Below are 13,675 nucleotides of genomic sequence, written 5' to 3'. Positions count from 1 at the left end.
CAAGCATTATCGGACGGGGAAATCGGCCAGACAACCGAGGATCTGATCGGACACCTTTTTCAGGTTGCTGGAAGCGGTGGAAACCACGTGGTGCGCCACTTCCCGGTAGAGCGGGTCGCGCTGCTCGAACAGCCTGGCGAGACGGGCCTTGGGATTGCCGGTCTGCAACAGCGGACGGTTGCGGTCGTTACGGGTACGGGCCAGTTGCACTTCCACCGGCGTCCATAGATAGACCACGCAGCCGCGGTCATGCAGGTGGCGACGGTTCTCTTCAGCCATCACCGCACCGCCTCCGGTGGCCAGCACGATGCCGGGCAGCGCGCTCAGCTCGTCGATGACCTCGCTTTCGCGGCGGCGAAAACCGTCCTCGCCTTCCACATCGAAGATCCACGGAATATCGGCACCGGTCTTCTCCTCGATGACGCGGTCCGAGTCATAGAAAGGGCGATCCAATAACTGTGCGAGGTGGCGCCCCAGGGTGCTTTTACCTGCCCCCATGGGGCCCACCAAAAAAAGAGAGGGAGTATTTTCTCTATCGTTCACCGACGGGCCATTGTCTCTTTCACCAAGCGTGGCGTAATGAATATCAGCAATTCCTGCTTGCTGTCACGCTTCACTTTCTTGCGGAACAGGGCTCCCAGCCAGGGAATATCACCCAGGAAGGGGGTTTTGATCAGGGAGTTTATCTGTTCCTGCTGGAAAATGCCGCCCAAAACCACGGTTTCGCCGTCATTCACCAACACCGTGGTCTCAACCCGGTTGGTACTGATGGTGGGGTTGTCCAGATCCGAGCCCAGGGCATCGTTGTTGACCTTGAGCTGCATGATCACGTCTCCTTCCGGGGTCACCTGCGGCGTCACTTCCAGGCGCAGCTCCGCTTCGATGAACTCCACCGCGGTGGCGCCGGAGGAGGTGGCCACGTTGAACGGAATCTGCTGACCGGAGGCGATCACCGCCGGTTGCTGATCGGCGGTGAGCACCTTGGGCGTGGCCACCAGTTCTCCCCGGCCCTCGGATTCCAGCGCCGACAGTTCCAGCTCGATCAGGCCGGAGCTCAGCGAGGTGAAGCCGATGGCGAAGCGGGTGGCATCGGAGGAATCCACCCCCATGTCGACGATCATGTCGTTGTTGGTGTCCTCGTCGAACTCCTCCATTTCCCCCAGGGAGCCGTCGTCATCACGGTCGACGTTGGCGTAATGCAGCTCCCGCAAGGAGGTGAGCCGGCCGGAAATCGCCATGGAGCGGCCATCATTGGCGAGAGAATTACCGTCGTAACCCAGACCGCCCCAACGCACCCCGAACTCATCGGACAGATCGGTGGTGGCCACCACCACCCGGGCCTCGATCAGCACCTGCTGGACCGGAATGTCCAGTTGCTGGATCAGATCACGGATCTCCTGCAGCTTGGCCACGGTGTCCTGGATGATCAGGGTATTGGTGCGCTGGTCCACGGACACCGAACCGCGCTCGCTGATCAGCGCGGTGGCGCCGCTTTCGCCGGTAATCAGTGTCTTCAGTTCCTCCGCGCGGGCGTAGTTGATGCTGATGAATTCCGTGCGCAGCGGCGCCAGTGAGGCGATCTTCTTCTGGCTTTCCAGTTCCAACTGTTCGCGCGCGGCGATCTCGTCCGCTGGCGCCACCAGCAGCACATTGCCCACCTTGCGCTTATCCAGACCCTTGGTCTTGAGAATCAGATCCAGAGCCTGATCCCAGGGTACGCTCTGCAGCCGCAGGGTGATCTTGCCGGCCACCGTGTCGGACGCCACCAGGTTCAATTCGGTGAAATCAGCGATCAGCTGCAGCACCGAACGCACCTCGATGTCCTGGAAGTTCAGTGACAGCTTCTCCCCGGTGTACTTGAAGGACTCACGCTTCTTGCGTTCCGCTTCGCCGCGGGTGAGCGGCTTGATATTGATGCTGAACTCGTTGTCCGCCTGATAGGCCAGATATTCCCAGGTGCCGGTGGGCTCGATGGTGATCACCGTGCTGCCGTCATCGGTGCGGGTTTCCACAAACTGTACCGGCGTGGCGAAATCGGTGACGTCGAGACGACGCACCAGCTCATTGCCAACCCCGGCGCCGACGAAACGCGCCTGGATACGGCCGCCTTCTTCCTTCACATCCACCGGAATGGACGGTTTGGACAGCGTCACCACAACCCGCCCTTCGCCGTCACTGCCGCGGCGGAAATCGATGTTGCGAATGCTCTCCTGCGCGCCCTGCAGCGGCGCGGCGGCGGCTTCCTGATCCGCCCTGGCCGGATCACTGGCCGGCGCGCGGTCGCGGCCGAGCACCACCACCAGTTCCTGTCCATCCACTTCGGTGCTGTAGCCGGTCAGCTGATCCAGATTGAAGATCAGCCGGGTGCGGTTTTTGGCCTCCACCACGGTGACACTGCGGGCATTGCCGGTGCCGAGATTGTGCTGACGGGTTTTCAGCGCACTGTCCGCGCCCACCAGGTCGAGAGCGATGCGGGCCGGACGTTCGATACTGTAGCCCTTCACCTCCGGCGCGGCGCCATCAAAGCGTACTCTCACTTCCATGCCATCCCCCGGCAGCATGTTGGCGTCAAGGGCGGTAATGGTGGCCGCCGACGCCAGTGAGGCGGTGCAGCAAGCCAGCACCGCCAGCACCCGGATTCCCCAGCGCCGGGGAGCGAATCGGTTTTTTATTGCATTGCAGATCTTCATAACAGGCTTCCCCAGCAACATTATTCGGCGATGGAAACGGCGCGGGACCGCTCCACCCAGCCGTCGTGGCCGTCAGGCACGATTTCCACCAACGACACTTCGTTATCGCGAACGGCCACCACCCGGCCGAAATTTTTCCCCAAGTAACTGCCGACCCGGATCCGGGTCACGGCCCCGGCGGGATCCTCCATCAATGCCTCCAGTGCCTTCCCGGGTTTGGTGATGGTGCCGACCATGCGCAGCGCGTCCAGACTGAAACGCTCCAGGTATTCCCGTGGCCGGCTCATATCCGGCTCAACCTTGCGGCCTTCCGGCACCTTCACCAGTTCCTGCTCCACCGGTGGCGAAAAGGGCGGCCGCAGCTTGTGGGCGCCGTAGGTAAAGGTGGCGATGGGTTTGAACTCCGGCGGCGGCTCGATGCGTCCGCGTGGCCGGGCTTTGATTTCCTCGAGACGGGCATCCAACTGGCCGAGATCGGCGCCGGCGGTACAGCCCCCGAGAGACAATAGCGCCGCCAGCAGACACGGTGCGGCGGCTAAATTACGCGCTTTCATGATTCCCCCCCTTACGCGTTAGGAACGGCCGTTCCTGCTTGTCTTTTTACCGGCCACCTTCTTGCCCCCGTCATCGTCGCCGTCGCTCGCGGCGTAGCGATAGGTCTTGGCGGTGATCGCCAGATTCAGCAAGCCGCCGCTCTCCTCCTTGCTGCCCGGCTCCACCTTGAAGTCGTGCAAGGTGACGATCCGCGGCAGCGCCGACACGCCGGAGACGAACGCCCCGAATCCGTGGTAATCCCCGGTCACCCGGATATCGATGGGCAATTCCGCGTAGAACTCCTTCTGCACTTCATCCTTGAGCTCGATCACCTCGAACTCGAGACCGCTGCTCAAGCCGGTGTGGGTGATGTCCTCCAGCAAACCGGGCACCTCGGTGTCACGCGGCAGCTGGTTTTTCAAGGTATCGAAGTTCTCTTCCAGCTCCACCAGCTGCTGCCGGTACTGCTCCAGGTTGTGGGCGCTGAACGCCTTCTTCTCGAAGCTGGTGAGCAGACTCTGCTCCTCCCGCTCCAGGCGCTCGTGCTGGGCTTTCAGATCCTTTATCGACAGCAGATACCCCAACAGCAGCACGGCGGCGAACACCAGCACGGCGGCGCCGATCTTGATCGGCAGCGGCCAGCCCCCGATGTTCTCGAAATCCAGACTGTTGATCTCGTCGATCAGCTCACGAACGTCGAGATTCTTCAGGTTAGAGGCTTTCATCGTTACTCTCCCCCTCATCCCCTTCACGGTCCGGGCGCCCTTGCTTCACGGTCAGGGTGAACTGGTTGGCCTGCTGGCTGCCTTCCAGGGCGGTGACGTTGATCAGGTTGGGCTCGACGAACCAGTCGGAGCCGTCCAGATTCCGCATCAGCCGCGATACCCGGTTGTTGGATTCGGCCACGCCTTTGATGGTGAAAACGTTGCCGGTGCGCTCCACCGAGCTGTAGTAGACGCCGTCCGGCAAGGTGCGGACCAGTTGATCGAAAACGTAGACGATGGTGGGCCGGTTGCCCTGCAACTCCTGGATCACCTTCATCCGCGCCACCAGTTCCGCGCGACGTGTTTCCAGTTCCTTGATTTCCTTGATCTGCTCATCGAGCTTGGCGATCTCGGTCTGGATATGGCTGTTGCGGGTCTGCTGATCGGCAATGCGATCCTCCATCATCCCTTTCCACATCCAGAACAGCAGGCCGGCCAGCAACGCGGCGAAAATCAGCAAGGCGACGAATTCCTGCTGGCGCTGTTTGCGGCGCGCCTCCCGCCAGGGAAGCAGGTTAATGCTGGTGCTCATAGTTCAAAGCTCCTCAGCGCCAGGCCGCAGGCAATCATCATCGCCGGGGCGTCGTTGGCCAGGGCCCGGACGTTGACCTTGCCGGCCTTGCTCATGCCGGCGAAAGGATCGGCCAGGGAACACCCGGCACCCACCTTGTCCTGGATCAGCGCCGGCAATCCGGCGATGGAAGCCGAACCACCGGCCAGCAGGATGTAATCCACCTGATTGAACTGGGTGGATCCATAGAAGAACTGCAGCGACCGGTTGATCTGCTGGACGATGGCGTCCTTGAACGGCTGCAACACCTCGCTCTCATAGTCCTCCGGCAATTCACCGGTTTTCTTCGCCAGCCCGGCCTCCTCCATGGAGATGCCGTAACGGCGCTGAATTTCCTCGGTGAGCTGCTTGCCGCCGAACAGTTGCTCGCGGGTATAGACATTGCGGCCCTGATGAAACACATTCAGGGTGGTCATGGTGGCGCCGATATCGAACACTGCCACCGTTTCCAGTTCATCGGCGTTGGGCAAGGAGGGCGACACCAGTTGAAAGGCCCGCTCCATGGCGTAGGCCTCCACATCCACCACCTTGGCCTGAAGGTTACCGATTTCCAGAGCATCGGCGCGCATCTCCACATTTTCCGTGCGCGATGCCACCACCAGAACCTCCACCCGGTCGGGCGTATCCTCGGTGGCTCCGAGTACCTGAAAATCCATGCGCACTTCGTCCAGTGGGAACGGAATGTACTGATCCGCCTCCACCCGCAATTGCGTTTCCATATCGTCCTCGCTGAGCGAGGCGTCCATTTCGATCACTTTGGTGATGGTAGCGGAGCCCGGCACCGCCACGGCGGCGGCCTTGACCCCGGGGCGAGCCCGGGCGACCACCCGGGCGATCACGTCCCCCACCCCTTCCACATCGGTGATGTTTTTCTCCACCACGGTATTGGCCGTGAGCGGCTCGACGGCGTAGCTCTCGACCTTGAAGCGCCCCCCGGACCTGGATAGCTCCAGCAGCTTCACGGCGGTGGAACTGATATCGACCCCCAGCATGGATTGGGCCTTTTTTCTTAGAAAAGGCAGCACAGTCTTTCGCCCCAAGAGAGTAGATTGGAAGTACTTTTTTACCCAGAAAAAGATATACTTACGTAGTTCTTATGCTGTACAACATGAGAAATTAGTAGTAGCAGAAAGGTTATTAGATCACAACAACCTTTACGCCGTATAATGACGTGCTTCACGGCTGGATGCTGTTCCCGTGCATAAACCGTCCCAGGTGACTTGGCCCGGACCGCCGAGAACATACTCTAAGCCTTTATTCTGAATCCACATCAATTGCCACTATATGCAATCTGCCGTCCGTTGGATCCGCCCTCTCCTCCTCCTCGCCTTTGCCGCCGTCTGTGGCGCCGTCCTGGTCATGGCCGGCTCCTATCTGTACCTGGCGCCGCAACTGCCTGATGCCATTGGCATTCGCGAGGTCGAATACCAGACGCCGCTGCGTATCTACAGCAGCGACGAGAAACTCATGGCCGAGTACGGCGAGAAGCGCCGCGAGCCGGTCACCTTCGACCATCTGCCGCCACTGTTCGTCCAGGCGGTACTGGCGGCGGAAGACGAGCGCTTCTTTCGCCACGCCGGAGTGGACGTGAAAGGGCTGGCCCGGGCCGCAGTGGAGTTGATCCGCTATCGCGAGATCCGCTCCGGCGGTTCCACCATCACCATGCAGGTGGCGCGCAATTTCTTTCTCGACCGGGAACAGCGCTTCCTGCGCAAGTTCAACGAGATTGTGCTGGCCATGCAGATCGAGCACATCCTGACCAAGGAACAGATCCTCGAGCTGTACCTCAACAAGATCTATCTGGGCCACCGCTCCTACGGCGCCCAGGCCGCGGCCAAGGTTTATTACGGCAAGGACATCGGCGAACTGACCCTGCCACAGCTGGCGATGATCGCCGGCCTGCCGAAGGCGCCTTCCGCCTACAACCCGATCACCAACCCCGAGCGGGCGGTACAGCGCCGCAATTGGATTCTTGGCCGCATGCACGAAACCGGCGCCATTACCGAAGAGCAAATGGAACAAGCCCGGCAGGCGCCGGTGACCGCTCGCTATCACACCTCACGACCGGAAGTGGAAGGCGCCTATGTGGCGGAGATGGCGCGCCTGGCGGTGGCCGATATCATCCCCGGCGACCTCTACACCCAGGGTTTGCGGGTGATCACCACGGTCGACAGCAAACGTCAGGAAGCGGCGGTACGCGCCCTGCGTGAAGGCCTGCACGAATACGATGAACGCCACGGCTATCGTGGGCCGCTGGCCGAGGTGGATGCCGGCTCCCTGCCGGAGTTGGCCTGGCCCCAGGGCGACGACGCGGAAGCCGCCCCCGAGGATGAGGCGCCGCAGCCGGAGCTGGCCCGCGCGGAGGAGCAAGATCAGGAAAGCCTGAGCAACGATGTGGTCGCCTGGCTCGACACCTTCAAGGATCAGCCCGCGTATGGTCCGCTGCGCACGGCCATCGTCACCGAGATACGGGAAGACGCCGCCGCGGTACTGTTGGGCGACGGCAAACAGGCCGTGGTGGCCTGGAAGGATATCAGTTGGGCCCGCCCGGCATTGCGCAAGGGCTATGTCGGAGAAAAACCGAAGCAGGTCGCCGATGTCCTCAAAGTCGGCAATGTCGTCTACCTGCGCCCGGTGGATGACAAAAACGGCGCCCACTGGCGGCTGGCGCAACTGCCCCAGGCGCAATCGGCGCTGGTGTCACTGGATCCGGAAACCGGCGCTCTGCAGGCACTGCAGGGGGGCTACAGCTTCTCCGCCTCCAATTTCAACCGGGCGATGCAGGGCCAGCGGCAGGCCGGCTCGGTGTTCAAGCCATTCGTCTACACCGCGGCACTGGAAAACGGCTTCACCCCAGCCACCATCATCAATGACGCCCCCGTGGTCTATGACAGTGCCGAGCTGGGCAAGGCCTGGCGGCCGAAAGGCTCCAGCGGCCGCTTCTATGGCCCCACCCGCATGCGTGAAGCGCTGTACCGCTCCCTCAACCTGGTGTCGATCCGCATTCTCCGCCAGGTGGGCATCGAACAGACCATGGAGACTCTGAAAGAGTTTGGCCTGCCCTATGATCGCTTCCAGAGAGATCTGTCCCTGGCCCTGGGCAGCGGGTCGCTGACACCACTGGAACTGGCCACCGCCTACGCCATGTTCGCCAACGGCGGCTACCGGGTGGCCCCCTGGTATATAGATCGCATCGAAGACCGCGACGGCCATGTGCTGTGGCGAGCACCGGAAGTGCTGCGGTGTGATCTGCCCTGCGCCGATGAGCGGGCCCGAATCGCCACCGAGGAAGCGGCCTGGGAACAACGCGAACAACTGCCCACGCTGCTGGAGCGCGAGGAAGTCAGTCTCGGCAACAACAACCGCGATGATCAGCCCCCGGAAACATTGCAACCGCCGCCGGTGCTGGCGCCCCGCACCCTGGATCCGGAGGTCGCCTGGTTAATGAACTCCATGCTGCAGGACGTGATCAAGCGCGGTACCGGCCGCCAGGCAAGCTCCCTTGGCCGCAAGGATCTGGCCGGCAAGACCGGCACCACCAACAACCATGTGGACGCCTGGTTCTCCGGCTATGCACCGAGCCTGGTGACCACCGTGTGGGTGGGACTGGACACGCCGACATCCCTTGGCTGGGGCGAATACGGCGGCCGTGCCGCCCCGCCGATCTGGACCAGCTACATGGGCAAGGCTCTGGATGGCGTCCCGGAAACCTCCCTGCGCCAGCCGCCGGGTATTGTCTCGGTCCGTATTGATCCGAAGAGCGGCCTGGTCGCGCGGTCCGGCAACAGCAATGCCATCTTCGAGTATTTCCGCGAGGATGACGTACCGGAACAGGAAAGCCCCTATAACGACGGCAGTGGCGGCAGTCCGGAACAGATTTTCTGATCCTTTCCGGTTGCTCAGGTCACAGCGGAAACGCGGCTCACAAGCCGCGATTCCGCTGTCAGACCGCCCTAATCCGCTCCGTCTTCCTGCCTTTCATGGCGGAAACCGTTGCCGATCCATTTAACGGCGTCCTTCATATCCCGAAAAAAACCGGGGCGGTTCGAGGACTCCGTATAGGCCCCACAGCGGCTGTCATGTCGTAAGTGGCGCAACTCGCCACTCTCATCGAAACCCATCAACGCCGCCTGGTAGGGCGCTGCTCCCTTGTAATCCGGGTGGAAAAAACGCTGTCCATCGGCATCGTACACGCCGCCACGCAGCGCGGAACCCGCCCGGCGGTAGCGCGCCTTTTCGATAAAACGGAACTTATCCGGATCGACATCCGGCACCACCGCCAGGCCGCTGCTCCAACCCTGCAGCCCGTGCCCTCCTCCCCGGCCTCCCCGGTTCCAGTCCCATTCCACCCAGGCGTAATACAGATGCCGGTCGTCCCGATAGAGCCCTTGTGCCAGGGCTTCCAAGGGCGCACTGGAATCACGCCGGCACAACATCTTCAATTCATTGGTGAAGGGTTGATGGAAATAAAAGGTGTCGTCTTCATGGAACAGCACATGCCAGCCGAATTCTTTGTCCGCCTGCAGCAATTGCAGCGCACCGGGCGGCAGAGTCCGGCCGGTGTCCGCCACTTGATCGGGTAATGGCTGGTCCTTGAAGAAATAGCGCCGACCATCGTAGCCGTAGTGGTTACCCCAGGTGTCGCCCTCGACCCTGATCACGGTGAAGTCCGCCGGTTCGGCCCCCTGCACCACCTTTCCCCGGTAATAGACCCGGCTGGCGTCCTTGAGATAGTAAAAGTCCGCCGAAGTCCGTTCGGTCACCGCCACTTCGCTCAGCGAGGACACATCGGCACCGGCGATCCAGTGCCCTTGATAGTACAGACGGGCACCGTCGTCGGCGTAATCGCCGTGGCGGACGCGGACTCTGGCGGCCTCGGCGCCGTCCAGCAACGTATTCCGGTAGTACACGCGCTCATCGGCCCGGTAATAATGGCGGCCCAGATAACCCACGGAATCCGGATCCACTTCCGGCTTGCGGTGTCCATCCACGTAAAAGTGCTCCCGGTCCCGGGCCAGACCGCTGTAGAAGAAACCCTTCCTGCTGTCACCAGGCACTGGCTCGAAGGTTTCCGGATCGGCACCCTCGACCAGATGCTGGCCCTCCCCGGCCCGTAGAAACCAGATACCGCCGTCCTCATCATGGCTGTAGCGGCTCACCGGATAATCAGTGCGAGTCACCTTGGGTTCTTCCCCAGGGTCCAGCAACAGCATCAGCGTAACCAGCAATGACAGAACCGCCATGACCCAGGCCAGTCCCTGCCCCCATCTTCTCATTGATGCTCTCCTTTGGTTCCTGCTGCCTTTCGCCGCCACAGCCAGCGGATACCACCGATGACCGTCAGCGCAATGGCGAGCAGGATGAGAATACCGCGGGCACGCACCGGAACGTAATTCCAGTCCGGATTGCGGGTATACGCCAGGCATTTGCGGGCGCTGTCCAGCCTCTGTGGCTGCCCTTTTTCATCCACGCCCCACAGGCCGGCCACATATCCCTCGGTGGGATTGAGGAAACGGTGTTCACCGGCCTGGTACAGATTCCCGGTCAGGGTTTTGCCTTGCATGCGCAAGCGGCGCTCGCCGATCAGGCGCAAATCATCGGGATGGACACCGGGCACCACTTCCAACCCGGTGTACCAGCCACGCAGGCCGCTGGCGTACCGCCCCCTGCGATGATCCAGTGCCGTCCAGGCGTAGTACAGATGCCGATCATCCCGGTAGAACCCACGTCCGATCCGTTCCAGGGAAGCGCCGGAATCCCTTTGGCACAGGGGCTTCAACTCATTGGTAAGGGGCTGGTGATAAAAGAGTCCCCGGCCCTGATAGAACAGGGCATGCCAGCCCAGCTCCTTGTCCGCCAGCAGCAGTTTCAGGCTGCCCGACGGCAGCGCCTGATCGGTACCGGACACCCGATCCGGCAGCGCCCGGGCCCCCAGAAAATAACGCCGGCCGTCGTAACCGTAATGCGCATCGTAGACCAGGTTCCGACTCTGGCCTTCCACGTTGATCAGAGTGAATCGATCCGGACGGGCGCCCGGCACCACGCGGTCCCGGTAGTACACCCGGTGGCGATCCCTCAGATATACCCGTTCCGCCGGCGTCGGCGCCTCCCGGGGGACTTTCGCCAGAGACGCGATGTCCGCGCCCTGGATCCAGTTCCCCTGAAAATACAGGCGCCGATCATCATGGGCGTACTCGTTCATGTACCTTGGGGCATTCTGGAATACCCGCAACCGGCCGGGATCGGCTCCTTCCAACAGCGTGATGCCGTAATAGGCCTGATCGCCGGCGATGTAATAGCGCGATTCCAGGTAACCCACGCTGTCCGGCGTCACACCCGGCATGCGCTGTCCCAGTGCATAGACGTGATCACGGTCACGCCCCAGACCGCTGTAGACGTAGCCCCGTCCCGTGTCACCGGGTATCGGCTCAAAACTGTCCGGATCCGCCCCCGTCACCAACTGATAGCCGTCACCGGGACGCAGAAACCAGACCTGTCCAGTCTGGTCATGAGCATAACGACTTGCGGGATAACTGACAGGATCCGCTTCAGGACCTTTCGGAGCGAGCATTACATAAATCGCCACGCCACTCACCACACAAACCAGCAAGGTGATGATGACCGCGATTTTGCCCCCAATGAGAGGGATACGTCTTTTTGTCTTCTCCAAGACCCCTGCCTCCATGCAGTCTCAAAGGAAGGAGCTTACCGCCCAAAGAATCCTTCGAGAAATTCCTCGGCGATCTCCGGTGTCAGCTCCAAAGCCGCTTCAGCAATAGAGGCGTGCCCTTTTGACGCCGCGATAGCGGCCAGACAACCGCTGATCAGCTCCGCATCCCATTCCCGCGACGACGCTAGCGCGACAAGCATCGGCAATTGACGCAGCGCTTCAAAGTAGGCCGCGCGCAGCTCCTCGGGGACCCTCACACCGTTGCGGCATCGGCAGATCTCGATCCAGGCAGGAAAGTGAAAGTAGCCACCACTCACCGTGGCCGGCGACCGTGCGATTGCCGCCACCACATGAGGCACCGCCGCGAAAGATGCGGAATAGACATCGCCTTGATGAGCCAGGGCACTCCACAAGGTGAACCAGGGCTCCCGCTCGCCTTTCGCTTCCGGCAAGGCATCAAGCTGTTTCAGTAATGGGGGAATATCCGATGCGCCGCCATAGGCGTGGCTCAATTCCGACCAGTACGGACTATCCAGACTGAGAGGTTCAACCCCGGACATTGCCATCCCCTTCACGACAATCACCTCGTGATTGTCTCATCACGGGAAGTCGGCGCACCAACGTCCAATTCCGTTTTTCAGATCCACTTTTCAAGACCGGCGCTCTCAACAAAAAAAGCCGGAGAATTCTCCGGCTTTTTTCCCTGCGGACCGTCGTTACAGTTCCGGGAAGATATCGTCCAGGGACTTGAGCGGATAGTGAGACGGGTAGCCTTTACGGGCGACACCGGAATCCACCGCGGCGCGGGCCACGGCGGCGGAGACCCGGCCCAGCAGGCGCGGATCGTTGGGCTTGGGAATGATGTATTCCGGACCGAAGTTCAACGGCTCGCCACCATAAGCTTCCAGTACCTCCTGGGGCGGCGCCTCGCGGACCAGCTCGGCGATGGCGTGAACCGCCGCCAGCTTCATGTCCTCGTTGATGGAGGTGGAGCGCACGTCCAGGGCTCCGCGGAACATGTACGGGAAGCACAGGACGTTGTTGACCTGGTTCGGATAGTCGGAGCGGCCGGTAGCGATGATGGCATCGGCCCGGGCGGCCTTGGCCACTTCCGGGCGAATTTCCGGGTCCGGGTTGGCCAGCGCGAAGATGATCGGCTTGTCCGCCATCTTCTTCACCATTTCCGGCGTCAGCATATCCGGGCCGGACACGCCGATGAACACGTCGGCGCCCTCGATGGCGTCATCCAGAGTGCGCTTGTCGGTGTCGTTGGCCAACGCCGCTTTGTATTGGTTGAGATCATCGCGGCGGTTGTGGATCACACCCTTGCGGTCCAATACCAGGATGTTTTCCTTGCGCGCGCCCATTTCGATCAGCAACCGCACGGAAGCAACACCGGCTGCGCCGGCGCCGACGCACACCACCTTGATGTCCCCGATGCGCTTGTTCTGGATTTCCAGCGCGTTGAGCAGCCCGGCGCCGACCACGATGGCGGTACCATGCTGGTCGTCATGGAACACCGGCACGTCGCAGATTTCCTTGAGTACGCGTTCGATCTCGAAGCATTCCGGCGCGCGGATATCTTCCAGGTTGATACCGCCAAAGGTGGTATGGATGCGCACCACGGTATCAATGAACGCCTGCGGATCCTCCGCTTCCACTTCGATGTCGAACACATCAATGCCGGCGAACAGCTTGAACAGGATGCCCTTGCCTTCCATCACCGGCTTGGAAGCCAGCGCGCCCAGATTGCCCAATCCCAGGATAGCGGTGCCATCACTGATCACCGCCACCAGGTTGCCTTTGGCGGTAAAACGGTATGCCAACTCCGGTTCACGTGCGATTTCACGCACCGGTTCTGCTACGCCGGGGCTATAGGCCAGGCTGAGGTCGCGACTGGTTTTCGCGCTTTTGGTCACCTCGACGCTGATCTTCCCTGGACGCGGTTTGGCATGATAATCCAGGGCCGCCTTCTTGAAATCCTCGGACATGGTGGTCTCCGCTCCCCGAAACGGGCTTTAAAACACTATATTGGCCAAATAAATATCAATCGACGTAAATTTCCATCGATATCAACACTATCGATGCAAAACCGTCATTTGTGTAAAACAATGCTGCCGATGAACGTAAAAAGCACCCTTCCGGGTGCTTTTTACAGGTGGAACGCCAAGCAATGAGAACGATCAGTTCTTCTTGGAGCGCACCACACCAAAGCGCTGCTTGAACTTGTCGATCTGACCGCCGCTGTCCGCCTGCTTCTGCTTGCCGGTGTAGAACGGGTGGCAGGCGGAGCATACGTCCACGGAAAAATCACCCGCACGGGTGGACCGGGTCTGGATGACGTTTCCGCAGCTGCAGGAAATCGCCACGTCCTGGTATTCAGGATGAATGTCTGCTTTCATAACTGGGCTCCATTGCGTGTCGCTACCCGATCAAGGCCGGGCAC

At 61.1% G+C, this 13,675-nt stretch carries 12 protein-coding genes; 1 reads left to right on the top strand and 11 read right to left on the bottom strand.

The window, feature by feature from the left end; genetic code table 11:
• Positions 1-6 precede the first annotated feature (6 nt).
• The 6 genes from aroK to MA04_RS04840 are packed head-to-tail and all read right to left on the bottom strand — an operon-like array spanning position 7 to position 5,584.
• A complete protein-coding gene (gene aroK / locus MA04_RS04865; protein WP_316252578.1) occupies positions 7-543 on the bottom strand; it encodes a shikimate kinase AroK in 537 nt (178 codons plus the stop codon).
• A complete protein-coding gene (gene pilQ, locus MA04_RS04860; protein WP_262459636.1) occupies positions 540-2,690 on the bottom strand; it encodes a type IV pilus secretin PilQ in 2,151 nt (716 codons plus the stop codon). The genes aroK and pilQ overlap by 4 nt, the downstream gene beginning before the upstream one ends.
• Positions 2,691-2,710: 20 nt before the next feature.
• Complete coding sequence (locus MA04_RS04855) at positions 2,711-3,244, bottom strand: pilus assembly protein PilP (protein WP_014996283.1); 534 nt, start codon at positions 3,242-3,244, stop codon at positions 2,711-2,713.
• An 18-nt stretch (positions 3,245-3,262) separates the two neighbouring features.
• Positions 3,263-3,949 (bottom strand): type IV pilus inner membrane component PilO, encoded by a 687-nt coding sequence (gene pilO, locus MA04_RS04850; protein ID WP_262459634.1) that lies wholly within the window; start codon positions 3,947-3,949, stop codon positions 3,263-3,265.
• On the bottom strand, positions 3,936-4,520 hold the full coding sequence (locus MA04_RS04845) for a PilN domain-containing protein (protein ID WP_163121857.1): 585 nt from the start codon (positions 4,518-4,520) through the stop codon (positions 3,936-3,938). Before MA04_RS04845 ends, pilO begins: the two co-directional genes overlap by 14 nt.
• On the bottom strand, positions 4,517-5,584 hold the full coding sequence (locus MA04_RS04840) for a pilus assembly protein PilM (protein WP_262459632.1): 1,068 nt from the start codon (positions 5,582-5,584) through the stop codon (positions 4,517-4,519). Before MA04_RS04840 ends, MA04_RS04845 begins: the two co-directional genes overlap by 4 nt.
• 334 nt (positions 5,585-5,918) lie before the next feature.
• Here MA04_RS04840 and MA04_RS04835 point away from each other — a divergent pair, with 334 nt between their 5' ends.
• The gene (locus MA04_RS04835; RefSeq protein WP_262459631.1) at positions 5,919-8,444 is read left to right on the top strand and encodes a penicillin-binding protein 1A; all 2,526 of its coding nucleotides are present in this window, start codon (positions 5,919-5,921) and stop codon (positions 8,442-8,444) included.
• Between the two features lie 68 nt (positions 8,445-8,512).
• Here MA04_RS04835 and MA04_RS04830 read toward each other — a convergent pair whose 3' ends face one another.
• From MA04_RS04830 to rpmE, 5 genes are all read right to left on the bottom strand, one after another.
• On the bottom strand, positions 8,513-9,835 hold the full coding sequence (locus MA04_RS04830) for a DKNYY domain-containing protein (protein ID WP_262459630.1): 1,323 nt from the start codon (positions 9,833-9,835) through the stop codon (positions 8,513-8,515).
• Positions 9,832-11,229, bottom strand: a complete 1,398-nt coding sequence (locus MA04_RS04825; protein ID WP_262459629.1) for a DKNYY domain-containing protein — start codon at positions 11,227-11,229, stop codon at positions 9,832-9,834. Before MA04_RS04825 ends, MA04_RS04830 begins: the two co-directional genes overlap by 4 nt.
• 35 nt (positions 11,230-11,264) lie before the next feature.
• Positions 11,265-11,813: a hypothetical protein gene (locus MA04_RS04820; protein ID WP_262459628.1), complete on the bottom strand. Its 549-nt coding sequence runs from the start codon at positions 11,811-11,813 to the stop codon at positions 11,265-11,267.
• Positions 11,814-11,945: 132 nt separating this feature from the next.
• Complete coding sequence (locus MA04_RS04815; protein ID WP_026948244.1) at positions 11,946-13,220, bottom strand: malic enzyme-like NAD(P)-binding protein; 1,275 nt, start codon at positions 13,218-13,220, stop codon at positions 11,946-11,948.
• A gap of 192 nt (positions 13,221-13,412) precedes the next feature.
• Entirely contained in the window at positions 13,413-13,631 is a 219-nt protein-coding gene (gene rpmE / locus MA04_RS04810) for a 50S ribosomal protein L31 (protein ID WP_014996299.1), read from the bottom strand.
• Between the last annotated feature and the right edge of the window lie 44 nt (positions 13,632-13,675).

The sequence above is a fragment of the Alloalcanivorax balearicus MACL04 genome, assembly GCF_025532145.1.
Classification (GTDB): Bacteria; Pseudomonadota; Gammaproteobacteria; order Pseudomonadales; family Alcanivoracaceae; genus Alloalcanivorax; species Alloalcanivorax balearicus.
Note: the sequence above shows the minus strand (reverse complement) of the source record. Positions and strands in the feature narration are given on the sequence as shown.

Excerpts from the sequence above, each read along its gene's own strand:
- pilO (WP_262459634.1), bottom strand. The coding sequence starts at position 3,949 with ATGAAAGCCTCTAACCTGAAGAATCTCGACGTTCGTGAGCTGATCGAC.
- MA04_RS04855 (WP_014996283.1), bottom strand. The coding sequence starts at position 3,244 with ATGAAAGCGCGTAATTTAGCCGCCGCACCGTGTCTGCTGGCGGCGCTA.
- MA04_RS04835 (WP_262459631.1), top strand. The coding sequence starts at position 5,919 with ATGGCCGGCTCCTATCTGTACCTGGCGCCGCAACTGCCTGATGCCATT.
- MA04_RS04830 (WP_262459630.1), bottom strand. The coding sequence starts at position 9,835 with ATGAGAAGATGGGGGCAGGGACTGGCCTGGGTCATGGCGGTTCTGTCA.
- rpmE (WP_014996299.1), bottom strand. The coding sequence starts at position 13,631 with ATGAAAGCAGACATTCATCCTGAATACCAGGACGTGGCGATTTCCTGC.
- MA04_RS04845 (WP_163121857.1), bottom strand. The coding sequence starts at position 4,520 with ATGAGCACCAGCATTAACCTGCTTCCCTGGCGGGAGGCGCGCCGCAAA.
- pilQ (WP_262459636.1), bottom strand. The coding sequence starts at position 2,690 with ATGAAGATCTGCAATGCAATAAAAAACCGATTCGCTCCCCGGCGCTGG.
- MA04_RS04815 (WP_026948244.1), bottom strand. The coding sequence starts at position 13,220 with ATGTCCGAGGATTTCAAGAAGGCGGCCCTGGATTATCATGCCAAACCG.